At 37.6% G+C, this 19,071-nt stretch carries 12 protein-coding genes, 17 tRNA genes, 2 pseudogenes and 1 riboswitch; of the genes and pseudogenes, 28 read left to right on the plus strand and 3 right to left on the minus strand.

Translation table 11 applies throughout. The annotated features are described in order from the left end of the window. Position 1 precedes the first annotated feature (1 nt). The 24 genes and pseudogenes from JNO66_RS00005 (at position 2) to JNO66_RS00115 (ending at position 9,985) form a co-directional block, all read left to right on the plus strand. A tRNA-Asn gene (locus JNO66_RS00005) sits at positions 2-76 on the plus strand. Positions 77-83: 7 nt separating this feature from the next. Continuing rightward, positions 84-178: transfer RNA gene (locus JNO66_RS00010), tRNA-Ser, on the plus strand. Between the two features lie 23 nt (positions 179-201). After that, positions 202-276, plus strand: a tRNA-Glu gene (locus JNO66_RS00015). 26 nt (positions 277-302) lie between these two features. Continuing rightward, positions 303-378 (plus strand) — tRNA-Val (locus JNO66_RS00020). A 20-nt stretch (positions 379-398) separates the two neighbouring features. Continuing rightward, positions 399-472: transfer RNA gene (locus tag JNO66_RS00025), tRNA-Met, on the plus strand. Between the two features lie 8 nt (positions 473-480). Continuing rightward, positions 481-557, plus strand: a tRNA-Asp gene (locus tag JNO66_RS00030). Positions 558-577: 20 nt separating this feature from the next. Further along, a tRNA-Phe gene (locus JNO66_RS00035) sits at positions 578-653 on the plus strand. Positions 654-656: 3 nt separating this feature from the next. Beyond that, a tRNA-Thr gene (locus JNO66_RS00040) sits at positions 657-732 on the plus strand. A gap of 63 nt (positions 733-795) precedes the next feature. After that, positions 796-880 (plus strand) — tRNA-Tyr (locus JNO66_RS00045). A gap of 3 nt (positions 881-883) precedes the next feature. Beyond that, a tRNA-Trp gene (locus JNO66_RS00050) sits at positions 884-957 on the plus strand. A 30-nt stretch (positions 958-987) separates the two neighbouring features. Continuing rightward, positions 988-1,060 (plus strand) — tRNA-His (locus JNO66_RS00055). 5 nt (positions 1,061-1,065) lie between these two features. Further along, a tRNA-Gln gene (locus JNO66_RS00060) sits at positions 1,066-1,140 on the plus strand. Between the two features lie 6 nt (positions 1,141-1,146). Then, positions 1,147-1,218, plus strand: a tRNA-Gly gene (locus JNO66_RS00065). Between the two features lie 7 nt (positions 1,219-1,225). Continuing rightward, a tRNA-Cys gene (locus tag JNO66_RS00070) sits at positions 1,226-1,296 on the plus strand. A 22-nt stretch (positions 1,297-1,318) separates the two neighbouring features. Then, a tRNA-Leu gene (locus JNO66_RS00075) sits at positions 1,319-1,404 on the plus strand. A gap of 24 nt (positions 1,405-1,428) precedes the next feature. After that, a tRNA-Arg gene (locus JNO66_RS00080) sits at positions 1,429-1,505 on the plus strand. 3 nt (positions 1,506-1,508) lie between these two features. Then, a tRNA-Leu gene (locus JNO66_RS00085) sits at positions 1,509-1,590 on the plus strand. 143 nt (positions 1,591-1,733) lie between these two features. Further along, positions 1,734-1,919: pseudogene (locus tag JNO66_RS20965) on the plus strand (tyrosine-type recombinase/integrase); the annotation flags it as partial. Between the two features lie 213 nt (positions 1,920-2,132). Beyond that, positions 2,133-3,101 carry a GIY-YIG nuclease family protein gene (locus JNO66_RS00090; RefSeq protein WP_203086188.1) on the plus strand — a complete coding sequence of 323 codons (969 nt, stop codon included), beginning with the start codon at positions 2,133-2,135 and terminating at the stop codon, positions 3,099-3,101. A gap of 384 nt (positions 3,102-3,485) precedes the next feature. Further along, complete coding sequence (locus JNO66_RS00095) at positions 3,486-7,454, plus strand: P-loop NTPase (protein WP_203086189.1); 3,969 nt, start codon at positions 3,486-3,488, stop codon at positions 7,452-7,454. Positions 7,455-7,664: 210 nt separating this feature from the next. Beyond that, complete coding sequence (locus JNO66_RS20970) at positions 7,665-8,102, plus strand: HNH endonuclease (protein WP_373367157.1); 438 nt, start codon at positions 7,665-7,667, stop codon at positions 8,100-8,102. A 113-nt stretch (positions 8,103-8,215) separates the two neighbouring features. Then, positions 8,216-9,090 (plus strand): annotated as a pseudogene (locus tag JNO66_RS00105) (phosphorothioated DNA-binding restriction endonuclease). A 133-nt stretch (positions 9,091-9,223) separates the two neighbouring features. Continuing rightward, complete coding sequence (locus JNO66_RS00110) at positions 9,224-9,439, plus strand: hypothetical protein (protein WP_203086190.1); 216 nt, start codon at positions 9,224-9,226, stop codon at positions 9,437-9,439. After that, positions 9,440-9,985, plus strand: a complete 546-nt coding sequence (locus tag JNO66_RS00115; RefSeq protein ID WP_203086191.1) for a DUF6241 domain-containing protein — start codon at positions 9,440-9,442, stop codon at positions 9,983-9,985. 62 nt (positions 9,986-10,047) lie between these two features. On the opposite strand, the gene JNO66_RS20730 is transcribed toward JNO66_RS00115, so the two are convergent. Continuing rightward, entirely contained in the window at positions 10,048-10,182 is a 135-nt protein-coding gene (locus JNO66_RS20730) for a hypothetical protein (RefSeq protein ID WP_273753080.1), read from the minus strand. Between the two features lie 166 nt (positions 10,183-10,348). Here JNO66_RS20730 and JNO66_RS00120 point away from each other — a divergent pair, with 166 nt between their 5' ends. Beyond that, positions 10,349-11,059: an alpha/beta fold hydrolase gene (locus tag JNO66_RS00120; RefSeq protein ID WP_203086192.1), complete on the plus strand. Its 711-nt coding sequence runs from the start codon at positions 10,349-10,351 to the stop codon at positions 11,057-11,059. 42 nt (positions 11,060-11,101) lie between these two features. Here JNO66_RS00120 and JNO66_RS00125 read toward each other — a convergent pair whose 3' ends face one another. Beyond that, positions 11,102-14,110, minus strand: a complete 3,009-nt coding sequence (locus JNO66_RS00125) for a 5'-nucleotidase C-terminal domain-containing protein (protein ID WP_246483138.1) — start codon at positions 14,108-14,110, stop codon at positions 11,102-11,104. 254 nt (positions 14,111-14,364) lie between these two features. Between JNO66_RS00125 and JNO66_RS00130 the strand changes: the two genes are divergently transcribed. From JNO66_RS00130 to JNO66_RS00140, 3 genes are all read left to right on the plus strand, one after another. After that, positions 14,365-14,754, plus strand: coding sequence for a DoxX family protein (locus JNO66_RS00130; RefSeq protein ID WP_369875111.1), 390 nt, complete (start codon positions 14,365-14,367; stop codon positions 14,752-14,754). A 129-nt stretch (positions 14,755-14,883) separates the two neighbouring features. After that, positions 14,884-16,500: a gamma-glutamyltransferase gene (gene ggt / locus JNO66_RS00135; RefSeq protein WP_373367144.1), complete on the plus strand. Its 1,617-nt coding sequence runs from the start codon at positions 14,884-14,886 to the stop codon at positions 16,498-16,500. A 127-nt stretch (positions 16,501-16,627) separates the two neighbouring features. Continuing rightward, positions 16,628-17,242, plus strand: coding sequence for a flavodoxin family protein (locus JNO66_RS00140; protein WP_210340730.1), 615 nt, complete (start codon positions 16,628-16,630; stop codon positions 17,240-17,242). A 49-nt stretch (positions 17,243-17,291) separates the two neighbouring features. Here the strand turns inward: JNO66_RS00140 and JNO66_RS00145 are convergent, their stop codons facing one another. Then, positions 17,292-18,761, minus strand: a complete 1,470-nt coding sequence (locus JNO66_RS00145; RefSeq protein ID WP_203086194.1) for an SLC13 family permease — start codon at positions 18,759-18,761, stop codon at positions 17,292-17,294. Between the two features lie 163 nt (positions 18,762-18,924). Further along, a riboswitch (SAM riboswitch) is annotated at positions 18,925-19,031 on the plus strand. Positions 19,032-19,071: the final 40 nt, after the last annotated feature.

Consider the following 19,071-nt stretch of genomic DNA (forward strand, 5'->3'; position numbering starts at 1 on the left):
TTCCACAGTAGCTCAGTGGTAGAGCAATCGGCTGTTAACCGATCGGTCGTAGGTTCGAGTCCTACCTGTGGAGCCATTATTCTGGAGAGCTGTCCGAGTTTGGCCGAAGGAGCACGATTGGAAATCGTGTAGGCGGTGTAGAACCGTCTCGAGGGTTCGAATCCCTCGCTCTCCGCCAGCTAATCTCTTACTTATATAAATGGCCCGTTGGTCAAGCGGTTAAGACACCGCCCTTTCACGGCGGTATCACGGGTTCGAGTCCCGTACGGGTCACCATTGATTTCATACATAATTATTACCCAGGAGGATTAGCTCAGCTGGGAGAGCATCTGCCTTACAAGCAGAGGGTCGGCGGTTCGAGCCCGTCATCCTCCACCATTTAAGAAATTTGATAACGTCGCGGGATGGAGCAGTCTGGTAGCTCGTCGGGCTCATAACCCGAAGGTCGGAGGTTCAAATCCTCCTCCCGCAATTACCATTGGTCTGGTAGTTCAGTTGGTTAGAATGCCTGCCTGTCACGCAGGAGGTCGCGGGTTCGAGTCCCGTCCAGACCGCCATTATATTTTTAAAGCAATATGGCTCAGTAGCTCAGTTGGTAGAGCAACGGACTGAAAATCCGTGTGTCGGCAGTTCGATTCTGTCCTGAGCCACCATTTGCCGGCCTAGCTCAATTGGTAGAGCAACTGACTTGTAATCAGTAGGTTGGGGGTTCAAGTCCTCTGGCCGGCACCACTTATTCTTTGAAAAGTGGCTGTTGACTAACAGAATGGAATTGTGTATCATTGTTATTGCTTTGGAGGGGTAGCGAAGTGGCTAAACGCGGCGGACTGTAAATCCGCTCCCTACGGGTTCGGCAGTTCGAATCTGCCCCCCTCCACCATTTAGGGGCATAGTTTAAAGGTAGAACAGAGGTCTCCAAAACCTCCGGTGTGGGTTCAATTCCTACTGCCCCTGCCAATTTAAAACTTAAACGATTTGCAAAATATGGCGGTTGTGGCGAAGTGGTTAACGCACCGGATTGTGATTCCGGCATTCGTGGGTTCAATTCCCATCAGCCGCCCTTTTTGGGCTATAGCCAAGCGGTAAGGCAACGGATTTTGATTCCGTCATTCCCTGGTTCGATCCCAGGTAGCCCAGCCATTATTTGCGGAAGTAGTTCAGTGGTAGAACACCACCTTGCCAAGGTGGGGGTCGCGAGTTCGAATCTCGTCTTCCGCTTTTCTACGGCGGTATAGCCAAGTGGTAAGGCACGGGTCTGCAAAACCCTTATCCCCGGTTCAAATCCGGGTACCGCCTTTTTTTTGTTTTTTATCTGCCTGCCGGGGTGGTGGAATTGGCAGACACACAGGACTTAAAATCCTGCGGTAAGTGATTACCGTGCCGGTTCAAGTCCGGCCCTCGGCATCAACTTAATTTTAAATGTCTCATGCGCCCGTAGCTCAATTGGATAGAGTACTTGACTACGAATCAAGAGGTTAGAGGTTCGAGTCCTCTCGGGCGTGCCATTTGCCGGTGTGGCGGAATTGGCAGACGCGCACGACTCAAAATCGTGTTCCTTCTGGAGTGCCGGTTCGACCCCGGCCACCGGTATTTATTTTTTAAAACGTCAATTACAGAAGAATTAAATATTATCAGCGTTTAACGTCTTTCTACAGTTTTGTAGGAGGGCGTTTTTTATTGTTTTAATGACTTATATTCACATGACATTTTAACTTCAAATCGTGTTCACTTTAAATTTTTTATATAAACAGAAATAAATCGCTAAAAAGCCTTTTGAAAACAATAAGCTATTTAAAGATCGCAAAACTATAATAGCTACCTTTACTAAAGATCAGTTAATGAAGCTGTTCAAACAATCAGATTTAAGAACTTTTACAGGGAATAGGGATTACACAATCATTGTGTTGATGCTTGAGACTGCGAAGTGATCTAATGGTTACAAAATATAAAAGATATTTTTTAATGTTTCTGTGGTAAGATTTTGTAATAGTGACTGTTAGATTCTGTTATTATTAAACTGGAAGAATAGTTAAAAAGAGCGTGAGTGAAAATGAATTTAGCTAATATCGTTTCTTTATTGTTAATAATCTATATTAAAGAAATACATAAAGCTTTATGATAGGAGAATAAATATGAATCTTTCTCAAACTACTAACCAGCAGGAGCCTTTAGAACTTAGATCTGACTTCTTTTATGTATATGAGTATTACATTACAGATTCAGGAGATGTGTTTTATGTTGGAAAAGGTGCTACTAAACGTGCTTGGAAAGATACTCGAAATGCTGCCTGTGAACAAATAAAAAAAGATTATAAATGGGATGTCCGAATAGTCCAAGAAAATTTAACTGAAGAAGCTGCTTTAGCGATGGAAAAAGGCCTTATATTAAAATATAGAGAAGAAGGTGATCTGCTAACAAATATACTTCCAGGTGGAATAAAAGCAACTGATACCGAAATTGTAGCAAATTTAAAGTATTTACTCTTCCTTTTAGAAAAAAAAGTTATTAACGTTAGTTTAAGCGAACTCGCCAATTTCTTCTTAATGAGTAGTTCTACTGTTTGGCACATTGCAAATGAGGGACATTATAGAGAAGTCGAACCAACAATACCAGAAAGTATAAACGAGATTATCAAACAATTTCATTCTAATGCTTATAATGAAGATCGCACACGTGCAGGTAATGCAAAGTATGTATTATCACTTCTTGAAAAAGGTGTAATTAGATGTAGTCAAGCTAAGATTGCAGAACATTATGGTATGACTCCATCAAATATTAGTAGTATAAAAAAGGGGCAGACATATAATGATGTTCCACCTCTCATACCTGACGATATAGGTATTATTTTAGAAAAATTTAACCCATTTTATTTATCGGAAGAAGAAAAACTAAAAGGTAGAATAGCTTTTATAGTTAGATTAAGAAATGAAGGTATTATCTCAATAACTAACACAGATATAGCAACACTCCTTAGCACTACTTCCTATTTAGTTGCAGAATTCACTCGTACCAACGAAGATCGAAAATATATTTATAAAGAAGTACGGCCAACTAATGAGATAATGCAAAAGCTGATACCGTACTTTGTGTTAAAATCTTAAAAAGTTGCAATATCCTTTCTAAAGGTCCGTTTTGACCTTTCCATCGGTATTAGATTGCTAAGTGTAGTTGTTTTTTAATTTTTTTGCTTGTAATTCTTGATATGTTAAGATTTATGAGCTTTTTCTATTTATAGTATGAATTAATTGTTTCTTTTTCATCATTCTATAGTTATTTTATAATAAGTTAAAATCAATTAAGTCTAATTTACTTAATTATTTATTTAATAGAAATGTGTGTTCTATCAGGATAATGTAAGAGTGCATTGTGAATTAAACCCAAAAGGGTTTGAGAGATTAAAAGCAGAGAATATTAAAAAGGAAGAAGAAGATAGGATAAGAGCAAAGAAGGAAAAAATATCACAAACTTGATAGTGAGGTAATAGAATGGCAAGGAAGACAAAAAAGAAACAGAATAAGAAAAGAAGAACAGGAGCAGAGATAGAAAGAGCAAGAACAGGTGGACAAATAGCTTTATTGGGATATGATTATCAATTAGTTTATTCTTGCTATAGAGCTTTAGAATTTTTGGATAATGAAGAAAAGAGTTTAAAACTAGAGGGCATTGAGGATGTGGATACTTTTAGCTCAATGCTTAATGACCAATTGATTGTTGAACATGTACAATTAAAGCATTCAAAAGAAAAGCAAGATGCTAGTTTTTTTGATAGTATCTTATCGAATTTTTTAGAGGTTTATTTAACAGATAAACATAATACTAATAGATATTTTAAATTAGTATATGACATGCAAATTGCAAAAGGTAATCTTTCAAAGTTAATAGCTAACAAGTTAGATGAAACAGTCATCCAATTCTGGACAAAAAAAATTGATAAAATTAAAGGAGAGAATCCCCAATGGGATTGGAACAATTTTAATTTTCAAGTTTTTTGTAATCAATTAAAATTTGAGAAAGTAACACAGAATGAACTAGAACAAAAAATTATCTGTCTTATGATTGATAAATATAAAATTAGCACAGGTAATGAACAGCTATTTATAAACTCTTTGTTTTACAGTATATTCCAAAATGCAAAGAATAGAAGAAAGATAACGTATCCAGTGTTATGTGAAATTGTTCAAAGCGTAAAAGATGATGTAGCAAAAGGGTTCCAAAATCCAGCCTTTCATTGGTTTGAAAAGATAGACTTTAATAAATTAAAAGCAGCAAAGGAAAATATGGAATATTACGAGGGGAAAAAAGCATCTCCTGCTGATATTATAAATGGTTTGCCTATTAGAAGAGAAAATTTAGAAAAAGAAATAGAAGAGTCTATTTTAGAAAATAAAATTACGGTAATAAAATCATCTAGTGGTCAAGGAAAAACCACTCTAGCTTGGCAAGCAGCATATAATTTATCTAAAGAATTTACAGTCTATAAACTGAATTGGTGTAAGGAAACTAAAGAGATTGATAATATTATTGAATTTATAAATTCAAGGTCAAAGCTTGGGGAGAAAACATTAATTGTTCTCGACAATTTAGATGTTGATTTAAAAGAGTGGAACAAACTTGCCCAACTGTTAGAAGAAAAGATTACTTTAAACTATCGTTTATTAGTTACTACAAGAGAAGATGATTGGTACACATTCGCTGGTGACCAAAGTAACTTAGTAAAATTAAAAATAATAAATATAAGCTTAAACAGAGACCAGGCAAAAAAAATATATAAAAATTTAAAAGAAAGAAATAAAATACATGATGAGATAAGAAATTGGCAATCTGCTTGGGAGCTAGTTGAGGAGAAACAAATTTTAATTGAATATATTTATCTGTTAACACATGGTGAAATGTTAGAAGACCGTCTTTCTCAACAATTGAAAAACATAATTACTGATAAATCCAATATTAAACTAGAAGTATTAAGGCTAATTTCATTAGCCGATGTTATAGGTATTCCATTACGAAGTGATAAATTAATAAATGAAATTACTAGCGAAGCAGGCTTTAATGCCGATACAAATGGAATTCTCGAAAGCTTAGAAAATGAATTTTTCTTAAAAGCGGAGGTAGGATCTTATGTTGAAGGTTTGCATCCAGTACGATCTCAACATATATCGGATATGCTTCACGTATATTTACCGACTTCAAGGACACTTTCCAAATTATTAAGCATCGTAGATGAAAGTTATATAGCAAAACTTTTTTCGCAAATTCCACTTCATGTAGATATAGAACAAGATGAGTTTTATTCTTCATTATCTAAGAAAATGAAACTTAAATCTTATGCCTTTATTGTAAGTACTATAGAAGGTTTACTTTCTGGCTCAGTATTAAAATATTTTAAAGAAAATAAAACATACTTTGATAATGCAAATGAACGTGGTGGTTTAGTACTTTTTTTAATGGAAATCGGCCCGTGGAATTCTAGAAGTGAAATAGATTTTGAACTTAAAACATTAAAAAGAATGAACGAGATAGTGCCGGAAAATGAAAATATCAAGTATTTACTGAACATGGCCGAGGAAATCAAAAAACTTGATATAGAAAAATCTGATTTATATATATACGCTTATTATCTATTTAATGAATTAAATAGTGGAATTCTAAAAAGGGATATAAGCAGTTATAGTATTCTAGCTAGTTGGCTGTCTCGATTAAATAAGAAGTTTGATATCGTGACCTCACTGAATTATGAGGAAATTTGGATGAACAGAGAGAAATGGAATTTAGATGAACTATCTTTATTAATGCATGAATTTCATTCTCTTGATCCGTATAAGTACAAAGAATTTATAGAAAAGAACAAGGATTCAATATTTAGATTTTTAAAAGTAAAAACAAATTCAATCAAAATTTTTGAGTTGGAAGGGGATTTGTGTATTGAATACATTCTACTACCTCAAGATGTAGGTAAAGCTAATGACTATAGCGTGAAGCGCATTAACGAAGTTTGTCGTTTTTTGCCTATTTATGACAAATACATTACTACTGGTATTAAACCAGAAATAGAGTTATATAGTGGGTTTAATTTTCCTGATGAATCCAATAAAGCTATGCCTATTGATAATATAAAATTAGGATTCAACACAGACCTGACTGTGTTATGGAAAAAAAGTATTTTATCACATTATGAGTTTCCGTCTATTTATGAGTGGCAGGAACACTGGATGAATATTCGTTCCAGCATAATTACTTTTATAAAATTAAATAGTCGTGTTTTAGAATATGTTCTTAAACAAACTAAGTTAACTCCAGAAGTCAGAATGATAGATAAAGTTAGAATGGAGATACTTCAATCATTGCTAAAAGAAAAATTATTTCCTCAAGAGAATAGACCTTTTGAAAATCCTATATTCCTAAAGAAGGATATTTCTAAGGTACAGCAAGGATATTTCGTCGGAATAAGAAATTATATAGTAAATTATCTAAATGTTATAAGTAGGAAAAAAGAGAACAACGCTAATGATATAGCTATGTATAATTTAAGAGATGCTAAATACAAATTACGTGAGATGCAACTAGGATTTCGTCATATTTTCGATCGTACAACATGTTATTTTGACCTAGATGAAATCGAGGAACAAGAAACTTTGTGGTTAGATAGATTGATAAATATGAATGAATTTTACTTGAACCACTTGCCAAGAGAAGGAGGCTTTACTCGTTCGGCTATTAAAGAATGGAACAAGGAAAAAGAAATTGCTAAAATGAGAAAAATCATTAATAGAATAAAAAAAATAGCTGACGAGAGTAATTTTAGTTTTTTGAATACAAAAAGTTTTTATTGTGAGAACAATATGAATTACTTACCTCTTGGTGTGACTAATGTTGATGTTAATAATGAAGCTGAAATGGGGAAATTGATTTTTAATATTACTAATTTAACTGATGTATTAGGATCAGATGTACATTATATTGAATTAATTTTTCTAAATAGTAATTTTGAAATTGTTGGCAATGGTTTAAGAGTTTCTATACCTTACTTAAAACATCTCAAGGAAAGTATTGTGAATGGCAAGGATTTAACTGCTGATAATTTCCTTCAACCTCTTCCAATTGTGATTAATCAGCAGCAATTAGACTGTTTTGAGGAAAAAATTAAGGTTCTAGTATCTCCAAATGAATACTCTTATGAAAATGTAGATATATTTTTAACTCTTCTATGGGACTATTCTCAATACCAAATTTATTTTGATATAACGGATGACACTGAAAGGAATTTTTTATTAATTGAGAATCGAAGAAAGAGTTTGAAGTTAGATCAGTTATTAAATGAACTACAACAGAACTGCGGTCCACAATTATTTGACAGGTTAACCAGACTTAAAAATGACGTTCTTGAAAATAAAGCCGAATTTAATGACACCCAATTAAATGATTGGATAAATGAACTTACTCTAATGTTAAAATAATCATTTATGAAGCAGATGAAAAACGAACACTTCACCTGTGCTTGAAAGATTTGCTTATTATTACTTCTTTGCACAACACGTCACTCTCACAAATCCTTATTAAATAAATATCTTTTAATTTATTTTGATACAGGTTGATAAGTTTAGTATGAATTCATCCTAGATCCATAACTTTCATAAGTCGAAAAAAATTTTAGGAGGGAGATTACTTTGGAATCTTATAATAAACAAGATAATTTAATTAGAGCAGCATTATTTTTAGAATACAAAGGGGAATGCTTTTATGAGGGAAAGACTTTAAGGTTTAATAAGATGCATATAGATCATATTATACCCGAAGCAACAAGTGAACAAAGGTTGAAAGAAATAATAAATATTTTAGGACTTCCGGATGACTTTAATATAAATAGTCTATATAATCTCGTACCATGTAACCCTAATATTAATCAAATTAAAAACAAGAACGAGTATCCTATTAAATTTTTAGGTCATTGTATTCATGATGGCACTTATAAAAACGTATCAAAGCAGAATGACGTCGTTTTAATAGCAGGAAAAGGGCATGAGACGTATCAAATTTTTAAAGATGAAACCATTCACTTTGACGACAAGGAAGTGGCACAAGCAGCAATCTCATATTACAAATAGAATGAAAATACAAAGCTTTAGCAACGGGCGTTGTTATAGGTGTTACAAGCGCGAATAAACCGAAATGATTAAAATACAATTGTATTTTGCGCTAGAACTGAGAGGATACGTCTATGAATCAAGATGAACTACTCGAAAAGATCAAACGACTAACCATCTGGAAACAAGGGAATGTAAGAGCACCGCATAAGCCGCTCTTGATTTTATATGCATTAGGCCAGCTTCAAACAAGTCAAACTCAATTGCTTCCATATAGTCAGGTAAAAACGGATCTAACGAATCTTTTAAGGGAGTTTGGTCCCCAACGTAAGTCATACCATCCAGAACAACCATTTGTTCGACTTTCAAATGATGGGATCTGGGATATAACACTTCCTTTCGAGAAGAATCAATTTACAAGTAGTTTATTACTTAAGCATGATATTAAAGGTGGATTTAAAAAGGATATTATCAATCTTTTTAATTCAAATCATTACTTAATACAGCAAGTATCTGATTTTCTTTTGCATGAGCACTTTGCTGAGTCTCTACATGAAGATATCTTACAGGCTGTAGGTTTAACTTCTCTTTATGTGAAACGAAAGCAAAGGGATCCTAGATTAAGAGAGAGAATCCTGCAGGCTTATGAGTATAGCTGTGCTATTTGCGGATTTAATGTGCGCCATGGACATCGATTAGTTGGAGTAGAAGCAGCTCACATAAAGTGGCATCAAGCAGGGGGACCCGATATTGAAGAGAACGGGCTAGCACTCTGTACGATGCACCACAAGTTATTTGATCAAGGGGTGTTCACTTTTTCTGACCAGAAAGAGATTCTTGTTTCGACGTTAGCTCATGGTACTCATGGCTTCCACGACTGGCTCTTGAGATATCATGGAAAAAAATAAAGTCTCCAATCGACCCGCACTATCAGTCAAACGAATTCTATCTACATTGGCATGTAAAAGAAGTATTTAAAGGCCCAGCCCGATATATCGTAGCTCATTAACCTAATCACACACTTTCACACATTCACTCGACACAAACTGACAGAAACCTGCTAATGACCTAGATATAATGGGTGTTTAAAGTCCCTTGTTTGACTTACATAGCTTCAAAGATTGGAAAAGGTGTGATGTGGAATGTACGGTAAATCAGCGAATGAATTAGGTGTAAAGTCCCCTGGAAAGAAGAATATTTATAAGAAATCTCTTGCCATCGATCTAATTAAATGTGGGCATGACTTTTTACATACGATGAGGAATAAGCACAATCAACGCTATCAAATTTACGTATTCACGGAGACACCTGAACTGATTCAAGACATGCAACGTCTAACGAAAAGAGAGGATTCTTAAATGAAGAAGCTACTTACGATCAGTGGAATTACGGTCGGTACTTTAGCTCTGACTGCGGCTCTGGTTTTTGGTTTACTTGAATTTGCAAATAAACCGGTTAACACGAAAACCGCTGAGGCAGAGGAAGTTGACCAGGTTGAGGCTGAAGAGGTTGATGATATTGATGTACCTGAAGTTATATTAAAAGAAACAGCGAATGAAGATTTGGAAGAGTTATTTCCAGACTCAATGACGGAGTCTACTATGCAAACGACGATCCATCACATGGCACATGGGCTCATCTACGCGGAACAGAAGTGGGGAAAGATTGAGATTACAGAAGACCGGTTAGAACGACTGCTACAGGTTGCAGAGCAGAAAGAGAGTTCTTACAAGGAAGGTTCCTTATATGTATCAATTCTTACTTATTGGAACGATGGTGACTTTTCAAACGCAGTAGCAGATCATAACTCCATTTGGAAGCTACAAAACGGAACGGTAGGGAAAGCCACACGTTTATTAACGGCTGACGAAATAAACGAGTATAATGAAAAGCATTTTGAATAATAAGTTGGAAGAGCTCACTTATGAAAGTGGCTCTTCTTTTTTAGGTAACGTTGTTCATAAAGTTAAAGGTTTAATAATACTGTTACAACACTGGTTGCCGCAGCAGCTACAGCAATGATAAATGGAGCAGGTATTTCGATCATTGTTTCTTTTTTACGATTTGAACTACCATCCTCCTTTTTAATGTAAAACTTCATAAGAGTCCCTCCTTTCTTATGAAATACGTGCGTATTTGTAGCTTTTCCAAAAGTATGGTTGTCCTATGATGAAATTAATAAATTATTTATTTTCCCAAGTAAATCTAACAAATCTTTTTTATTCGTTATAATAAAAGTAGTAAATGATATGAAGGCGCGGTGACATATGGAATCGAAACAAGCTTTAATTGTATTTATCCATGGAGCTGGGGTAGGTGGATGGATGTGGGATAAGCAGGTGGACCATTTTAGCCAGTCATTTGATTGTTTTGTGCCTACTTACACCTTCTCAAAAGATCAATTAGTAAATGAGTGGGCAGACCTTTTTCTTACTGAGTTACAAGAACGCATGCAAAAGGATCAACACGTGATTCTTATCGGGTTCTCTATGGGGTCACAGATCGCGCTTGAAATGTGTGCTCGTAAGCCAGATTGGTTCCATCTTGTCATGTTTAATAGTGGATATATAGAACCGAGACGCTTTCTTAGAAAAATGGTTGTGCCGCTTATGCTATTATTTAATATCCTCCCTAAAAGCAGAGCATTCTCGCAAAAGCAGGCGAAAGAGTTATATATTCCTGATGAACATTTTGAAGCGTATTTTGCTGGGGCTAAAAACGTAACAAATGCTGAACTACAACTGATTATGAATGAAAATCTAAGCTATGATCTTCCGGATGGGTTGGATCGGTATAAGGGGAAATTCTTGATTACGATAGGAGAGAAGGAGGAGAAGCTTCTCGCAAACTCTGTTCAAAAAATTCAACAGGCAGTATCTCAGTCTGAGCTCAGATCAATTCCTAATGTCAAACATGGTTTCCCACTTGCAAAGCCAGATGAATTTAACACAATTCTCGAAGAATGGATTAATAAATAAAAGCCAGCACATTTTACTTTCATGTGCTGGCTTTTCGTTTTACTACTTAATCTTTTTCCACACGTCCCAGTTCCCTGAGTTGTTGTGTGGGCTTTGGTTTTGAGTCCACCATTTGGCTTCGTAAAGCTTTCCTTTGTGTGTTACTCTGTCACCTTCTGTATAAACGGCTTCAGCATTCCACTCTTGGGGGCCTTCTGGCTCTGAATCGTTAATCTTTTTCCAAACATCCCACTGACCAGAGTGATCAGCTGGATTTTGTCCTTGCGTCCACCATTTCGCTTCGTACACTTGACCATCAACAATGACTTGATGGCCAGTGTCGTAAATCGTGTTCGCATTCCATTCTTGTGGACCGTCTGGAATCTCGTAGCAATCCATTACCTTTTGCCAAACTTCCCAGTTTCCTGAGTTGTCTGCAGGGTTCTGGTTTTGAGTCCACCATTGTGCTACGTAGAAATCACCATTATGTTCTACTTTATCACCGGCTACATATGTTTTCGCTGCATCCCATGCTGCAAATTCACAAGCGGGCGCTTCAGGCTCTTCAGGAACCTCTGGCTCTTCGGGTTCACCTGGAACTTCAGGTTCTTCCGGAACTTCAGGCTCTTCAGGTTCAGGCTCTTCTTCAAACGTAAATGTTGTTGGAGCTCTCATTCCAGGTGTTGAAAAGTATGCTTCAAGTGAACCTGTTACTGTAATTAGTTTTCCAAGGTTCTCTGGATGTGAAGGCAGGTTTAATCCGTTACGGACAGCCGTTCCATTCACAAGCTGTACAGGAAGCATTTTTGAACGATCGGTTTCATCAGGCGAATCAGCTAGTAGAAGGTTCGAAGGTGCGTGTGTACCTTCTCCAAGAACAGGAGAAGAGTTCACGATCGATCCAACGATATAGCCTTTTACTTTCGCTGTTCCACTATTGTTTGCAATGGCTTGTGCTACTGTTCGCAATCCAGATGGATCATCCTCAGAACCTTTACCATTAATTGTTACACGACTTCCTTCTTCATGGTTAATCGGTGCTTCTTGTGCTGCAACATAGTCTACGACTGAAGTCCAGACAGGACCTAAATCTGATTCAATTGTTTCTGAATTCAGATTATAGAATGCTGCACCATGCATGTAATCGTTATAAGCCACAGTGTAACTAGCATTTACGTCAAATGCATCGCCATTTTCATGTGTGATTTCAACGTCAGTGATCGCTCCACTTTCGTTAGTAACTAGGTTATAAGCGAGTCCAGAGACTTGAACATCTACACCACGACGGTATTTTGCTTGCTCTAAAATAACATCCTTAATTTTTGATCCAGTTGTTTCAACGGAGACAATGACGTTTCCAAATCCATCTAAAGATTCGATTTGTTGATCGGTAATGGGTCCAGGTTGAATCTCTCCAGTTACAGATGATCCATTAAGAAGACCGATATCTGTTCCTGCTTTTGCGCGAATAGAGTCAGTGTAAAGATTCCCTATTCCAACGTCGTTTCTGTTTTTGTTTGCAGAGTAAAGTCCAGTTTCAGTTGATCCGATAATTTCACCTGGCACAGGTGCAGTAGGGTCAACTGAAAGCTTAATGCGACCTTCTCTTGCATAATCAAGCGTTTTTCCTTCAGCAGTAAGCTTATAAGCAAAATTTTTCATTGCTTCTGTCATAAGTCCAACGGTTTCAGAAAGGACCGTTCCTTCAAAGTTATATCCAGAACCACCCGTTCCAATATAATCGGCAACAGCAACAGTATACGTTTCTTCTAAATTAAGTGGTTGATTATCTTTTGTAAGTGTGACATCTTGATAACTACCTGTAGGGCCAGTTAAGATGTTGTAATGTAAACCAGATACCTGTAAGTCAATTTCATTACGGTTGTCGCGCGAATAAGAATAAGCAAGTACATCTTTAATTGCTTGTCCCGTCATTTCAATAACCATAACCTCATTGGCAAATGGCTCAATTTGATAGATATCTCCGAGTGTTACTTCTCCAGCTCCAATGCTTGCACGGATCCCGCCATTGTTTGTGAAAGCAAAATCACTGTCTGCCATATCACGCATGGCGTCTGTCCAGAAATTACCAAGTGGTGCATCTCCGTTAAAGCGTCCATCTCGTGTTAAGCCATTGTTAGACGTACCAATAACTTCTCCTAATAAATCTTCCATTTCTGCATTATATCCATCAATTACAGCTTGAACTTCCGCGTCAACAGCTGTTAATGAGGAAACAGAAACAAGGCCACCTGTTGTATTTACAACAGAGTCAGTAGCTTCGTCGTACGTAAGCGTTACTTTCCCAACATTATTTAAATTTGAGCCTGTTTGAACGATTGGTGTACCATTCACTATGTTTGGTGCATTTAACGTTGTATGTGAATGTGCCCCAACAATAAGATCAAAGTAATCTACTTGTTCTGCAAGACGTCTGTCATTATCAAATCCAATGTGAGTCATAGCAATAATGATATCTGCTTGTTCTTCAAGTTCAGTTTGATAGCTTTTAGCAACCTCTGCGTAGTTCCCGTCAAACGTCATTCCAACCGTATTTGCTGGAGCCGTTGCAGGTGGTGCTTGCGTAACTGTAAAGACAGCAACAGAAAGTCCATCTACATCAAAAATTTCGTATGGCTTCGTTTGTTCGACCCCGGTATCACCAACATCAAGGTTAGCTGCTAACCAAGGGAACTCAGAAATATTCATATTTTCAATTATTGCTTCTTGTCCAAAATCAAATTCGTGATTCCCAATTGCTAAGGCATCAACTCCTGCTAGGTTGAAAACTTCGTAAATTGGCTTTCCTAGATTTAAGTCAACAACCGGATTCCCACTCACTGCATCTCCAGCATCTAAATAAAGAAGATGATCAGCCACTGCACGTTGCTCCTTAACATAGGCTGAAACCTTTGCATATTCATCAAACGTTGCATGAATATCGTTGGTATGTAGAATGGTTAAATCAATTTCTTCGTTTGCCTGCGCTTGATTCAAAAAAGAAAAAAGAAGAAACAACACAGCAACCATTGAAAAGACTCTTGGAATTCGCCAAGATAATGCGCTATCCATAAACTACCTCCATTGGGTTTTATTATAGTAGACAAATAGAAATTCTATCTGTCTCTCGTATAATGGTATCAAAATTTGAAGTGATATCTACTAAAATTCTATAAAAATTATGTAAAGATTTCTGACTGACTATGTAAGCCTAATATTATCAATTAGTATCAAATCTATACTATGTTACACAAAGGTGCGTACTTTTCATTTGTAGCTCAATATAGGAAACTAGCAGATATTATTGCTAGAAAGGAATGTGGATAATGAAAACAGAAATAGGTTTACTCATTTTACGAGTGGTAGTAGGTATTACATTTCTAATTCATGGAATGGACAAATTTAACGGTGGAATTGATGGGACTGTCACGATGTTTGAAGGAATGGGGTTCCCTGGATTTCTAGCTTACCTTGTCACTTTTGCTGAAATTTTAGGCGGACTTGCGTTAATTCTTGGGTTGTTCACCCGTGTTGTAAGCATCATCTTTGCTGCTATTATGGTAACGGCGATTTTTCAAGTGAAAGCGGATGGAGGATTTTTAGGTGGGTTTGAATTAGATCTTGTTCTTCTGGCATGCTCAATTCTTCTCGCTTTATCAAGCAGCCGCCTGGTCGCACTAAACAGAGTATTACCTGGAGCACTAAAAAATATGTAATGGAAATAAACCAGTGGCTATTGCTGCTGGTTTTCTTTTTAATCGGAACTGTTTCGCAATTTGGACAAATGTCCGATTTACCACTATACTTAAAAGATACATACTATTAGAATCAATTAATCTATTGGAGTGAAGAACGTGACAGATTTAGCTTATCCTTACGCATCAAAACGAAATGTTGTATATGGAAAAAAAGGGATGGTAGCAACATCTCAGCCTTTAGCCGCTCAGGCAGGTCTTGATATCATTAAAGCAGGAGGGAACGCAATTGATGCAGCGATTGCGACAGCTGCCTGTTTAACAGTGGTAGAGCCAACGTCGAATGGAATCGGCTCAGATGCATTCGCTCTCGTATGGACAGACGGTAAGCTTCACGGGCTGAATGCAAGTGGGCAAGCGCCGATGGGGTTAACACCAGAAGCTGTGAAGGCAGCGGGGTATACGGAAGAGCTTCCAACTTACGGAGTATTACCAGTAACAGTTCCAGGAACGCCACGCGGTTGGGCTGAGCTCTCTAAAAAATTTGGTAAGCTATCACTGAAAGAGGTATTAAAGCCAGCAATTGATTACGCGGAAAATGGCTATCCTGTCTCACCTACACTTGCTAAGTATTGGGCAAAGGCGGCAAAAAGCTTCCGCACAAAGCTAACAGGCGACGAGTTTAAGCATTGGTTTGAAACCTTTACACCAGACGGTCGTGCCCCTCGTGAAGGAGAGGTTTGGAAGTCTCCTGGTCATGCTGAAACCTTACGTCAAATTGCAGAGACAAACGCGGAGTCCTTTTATACTGGGGAAATTGCCGATAAAATTGATGCCTTTTTCGCCAAGCATAACGGACACTTAACGAAAGAGGATCTACAAGCCTACCAGCCTGAATGGGTTGAGCCTATTAAGTCAGAGTATCGAGGCTACGATGTATGGGAGATCCCGCCAAATGGTCAAGGTCTGATTGCTCTAGAAGCTCTTAATATTTTAAAAGGGTTTGATTTTGCAGTCAAAGATTCAGTCGATACGTATCATAAACAAATTGAAGCAATGAAGCTGGCTTTTGTTGACGGTATGGCATTTATTACAGATTCAAGAGAAATGCAGGTATCTAAGGAAGAGCTTTTATCCGATGAATACGCAGCACAGAGAAGAGCATTAATTGGTGAGGAAGCGATCATGCCTGAGCCAGGAACACCGCCTTCTGGTGGAACGGTTTATTTGGCTGCAGCTGATGGGGATGGCAACATGGTTTCATTTATCCAAAGTAACTATATGGGCTTTGGATCAGGAATTGTGGTTCCTGGAACAGGAATTGCTATGCAAAATAGGGGACATAACTTCTCACTAGATGAGAAGCATCATAATTATTTAAAACCAGGTCGGAGAACGTATCATACGATTATTCCTGGATTCTTAACGAAGGGCGATGAAGCAGTTGGTCCATTTGGTGTAATGGGTGGTTTCATGCAGCCTCAAGGGCATGTTCAGGTTGTGATGAATACGATTGATTTTGGATTAAATCCACAGGCTGCACTTGATGCTCCTAGGTGGCTTTGGACGAAGGAGAAAACGGTACAAGTGGAAGCGAGCTTTCCTATTGAGATGACTAGAGCACTTGCAGCGAAAGGACATCAAGTGGAAATTGCCGTTGATGAAGGTGGGTTTGGACGAGGTCAGATTATTTGGCGGGATCCAGTAACCGGCGTTTTATCAGGAGGAACCGAGCATCGATCCGATGGAGAAGTTGCAGCCTGGTAAAGAAATAGAGTTTAAGACCTCTTACGTGGTGATTTAGCCGCATAAGGGGTCTTGTTTTATTTAAACGATGTTTTAGGTTCCTTTTGAATGGTAATAGAAGACTAGTCAAACAAAAGGAGACCTGAATATGTCTATTCACGCATTATTTTTAAATTGCTCTTTAAAAAAGAGTAGCGAGGACGAGTCGAATACTGAAGCATTAATCAAAGAAGTATCAAGTCGACTTGAAGAAAAGAAGGTCACAACGGAAGTGGTAAGGATAGCAGATTATCAAATAGGCTATGGAATCGTTGATGATGCTGGAGATGGCGATCAGTGGCCAACGATTATTGAGAAGATAAAAGCAGCAGACATTGTTGTGATTGGAACACCGCTTTGGCTAGGAGAGAAATCGAGCATTGCTACGAAGGTGATGGAGCGATTATACGGAAGCACAGGTATTACTAATGAAAAGGGACAACCATTTTTATATAACAAGGTGGGAGGAGTCGTTGTAACAGGAAATGAGGATGGGGCTAAAAATGCTATTTCATCCATTGTATTTGGACTCTCTCACATCGGATTAACGATTCCACCAGCTACAGCGGCGTACTGGTTAGGAGAGGCAGGTCCAGGTCCATCATTTATTGAAGCGGAAGGACACAAGCATGAATTCACGATGAATCAAGTCCAAACCATGGTACACCACCTACACTATTTTGCGAGTCTGCATCAGCAGCATGAGATTCCAGTACAAGAATAAAATGAAATGGCGAACGCTACCCGTTGGAAGGGACGTTCGCCATTTTTTATTATAATCCAAAAACAATCGGCATCCAAAAGTAAACGGCAAGTGTAATAACAATGATAGAAAAAAGATTCAGCCATACACCTGCTTTGGCCATGTCTGCTACATCTAATACGCCTGCACTAAATACCGCTGTATTAGGCGGAGTTGCAACAGGTAACATGTAGCATGAACCAGCAGATAAAGCAGCTGCTGCCATCAATAGAAGCGGATCCATACCTACAGCAATTCCAAGTCCCACACAGAGTGGAAGAACCAGATTCGCAACAGCAGTATTCGATAGAATTTCAGTAATAGATAGAACAATAACAACTAGAAGCAAGATAATAATGAATGGAGTAAAGGCCTCTAACAATTGTAATGTTTCGCCAATCCAGTCGTTTAACCCAGATGCTCCAAAGCTTGAGGCAAGGGCGAGTCCTCCACCAAATAAAATCAAGACATTCCAAGGTAGCTCTTTAAGATCTCTCCATTCTAAGATGCGTTCACCCTTTTTACTACTAGGAATAAAGAAGAGTGATACGGCTCCAAAGACAGAGATTGCACCATCATGCATATTCGCTGCGATATTATCAGGGAATACGAGTGATTTAAAGACCCATAGGAAGACAGTGATTCCAAAGATAATTGCAACCCAGATCTCATCACGAGACATCTTGCCTAATTTTTTCTTATCTTCCTTTATGAAATTAATGGTTTGATCCTGATTTTCAGTTTCTACTTTAAATTTCATTTTTGTTAAATAGAAATAAAGAAATACTAGAATAAGAAGAGCAACCGGGCCGGCAAACAGTAGCCATTCATAAAAGGCAACCGTTCGATCTAGCTGTGTTCTAGCAATTTCAGCAAACACGGCATTTGGTACAGCAGCGACAAGCGTTGCTAGACCACCGATGGTTGCGGCATATGCAACGGCTAATAAAATACTTTTTGAGAAATGGCTTAAGCTTTTTCCTTTAAGAATTTCTTTTTCCTTTACCTCTGAAATCAAGGCTAGCGCCACCGGTAACATCATTAAAGCGGTTGCAGCATTTGAAACAAAGAGGGATAAAAATGCTGTTGAAATAATAATTCCGAGCACAATTCGCTGACTTTCTGTTCCAATCATATCAATGATATTAAGCGCAATTCTTCTATGTAGATTCCATTTCTGTAAAGCGATCGCAATGACAAAACCTCCACCATACATAAAAATGGTTGGACTACTGTACGATGCGGCAATCGTATCAATATCAGCTGCCCCAACCAGTGGTATGACTACCAATGGAATAAGGGAGGTCACAGCCATCGGAATGGCTTCTGTCACCCAGAAGGTTGCAATCAAAAGTGTGATTGCAAGTACAAATCTTGGTGCATGGTCCAATTGGCTTGATGGAATGAGAAAATAGGCCAATAAAAATAGCAAAGGTCCTAAAATAATTCCAACGATAGCTCTCTTCGGATAAGTCGGTTCAACCGTTTGTTCCTCAGTCATATGTTCACACCTTTCAAAGATTAATAGACAATCAAGATAATTTTCCCACACATCATTCCTCTAATGCAAATATTGACGAATAATCGCAAACTTTCAAAATTGTTTTGACAGTTTACTTTTCTCGTGCTAAAGTAAATTCAATTCAACATAACATAATGAAATGCTCTTATAACGAGAAGCGGAGGGACTGGCCCGGCGAAGCTTCAGCAACCATTCTGAATTGAAAAGGTGCTAAATCCAGCAAGGTGGAAACACTTTGAAAGATAAGGGGAACGTTTATTGAGATATTCAATGCCTCTTTCTTTTATTA

This window comes from Alkalicoccobacillus gibsonii (genome assembly GCF_016798245.1).
Classification (GTDB): Bacteria; Bacillota; Bacilli; order Bacillales; family Bacillaceae_D; genus Alkalicoccobacillus; species Alkalicoccobacillus gibsonii.

What these genes read in the sequence shown, in the direction of transcription:
- JNO66_RS00090 (WP_203086188.1), top strand. Translation starts at nt 2,133, where the DNA reads ATGAATCTTTCTCAAACTACTAACCAGCAGGAGCCTTTAGAACTTAGA.
- JNO66_RS00095 (WP_203086189.1), top strand. Translation starts at nt 3,486, where the DNA reads ATGGCAAGGAAGACAAAAAAGAAACAGAATAAGAAAAGAAGAACAGGA.
- JNO66_RS00110 (WP_203086190.1), top strand. Translation starts at nt 9,224, where the DNA reads ATGTACGGTAAATCAGCGAATGAATTAGGTGTAAAGTCCCCTGGAAAG.
- JNO66_RS00115 (WP_203086191.1), top strand. Translation starts at nt 9,440, where the DNA reads ATGAAGAAGCTACTTACGATCAGTGGAATTACGGTCGGTACTTTAGCT.
- JNO66_RS20730 (WP_273753080.1), bottom strand. Translation starts at nt 10,182, where the DNA reads ATGAAGTTTTACATTAAAAAGGAGGATGGTAGTTCAAATCGTAAAAAA.
- JNO66_RS00120 (WP_203086192.1), top strand. Translation starts at nt 10,349, where the DNA reads ATGGAATCGAAACAAGCTTTAATTGTATTTATCCATGGAGCTGGGGTA.
- JNO66_RS00125 (WP_246483138.1), bottom strand. Translation starts at nt 14,110, where the DNA reads ATGGATAGCGCATTATCTTGGCGAATTCCAAGAGTCTTTTCAATGGTT.
- JNO66_RS00130 (WP_369875111.1), top strand. Translation starts at nt 14,365, where the DNA reads ATGAAAACAGAAATAGGTTTACTCATTTTACGAGTGGTAGTAGGTATT.
- JNO66_RS00140 (WP_210340730.1), top strand. Translation starts at nt 16,628, where the DNA reads ATGTCTATTCACGCATTATTTTTAAATTGCTCTTTAAAAAAGAGTAGC.
- JNO66_RS00145 (WP_203086194.1), bottom strand. Translation starts at nt 18,761, where the DNA reads ATGACTGAGGAACAAACGGTTGAACCGACTTATCCGAAGAGAGCTATC.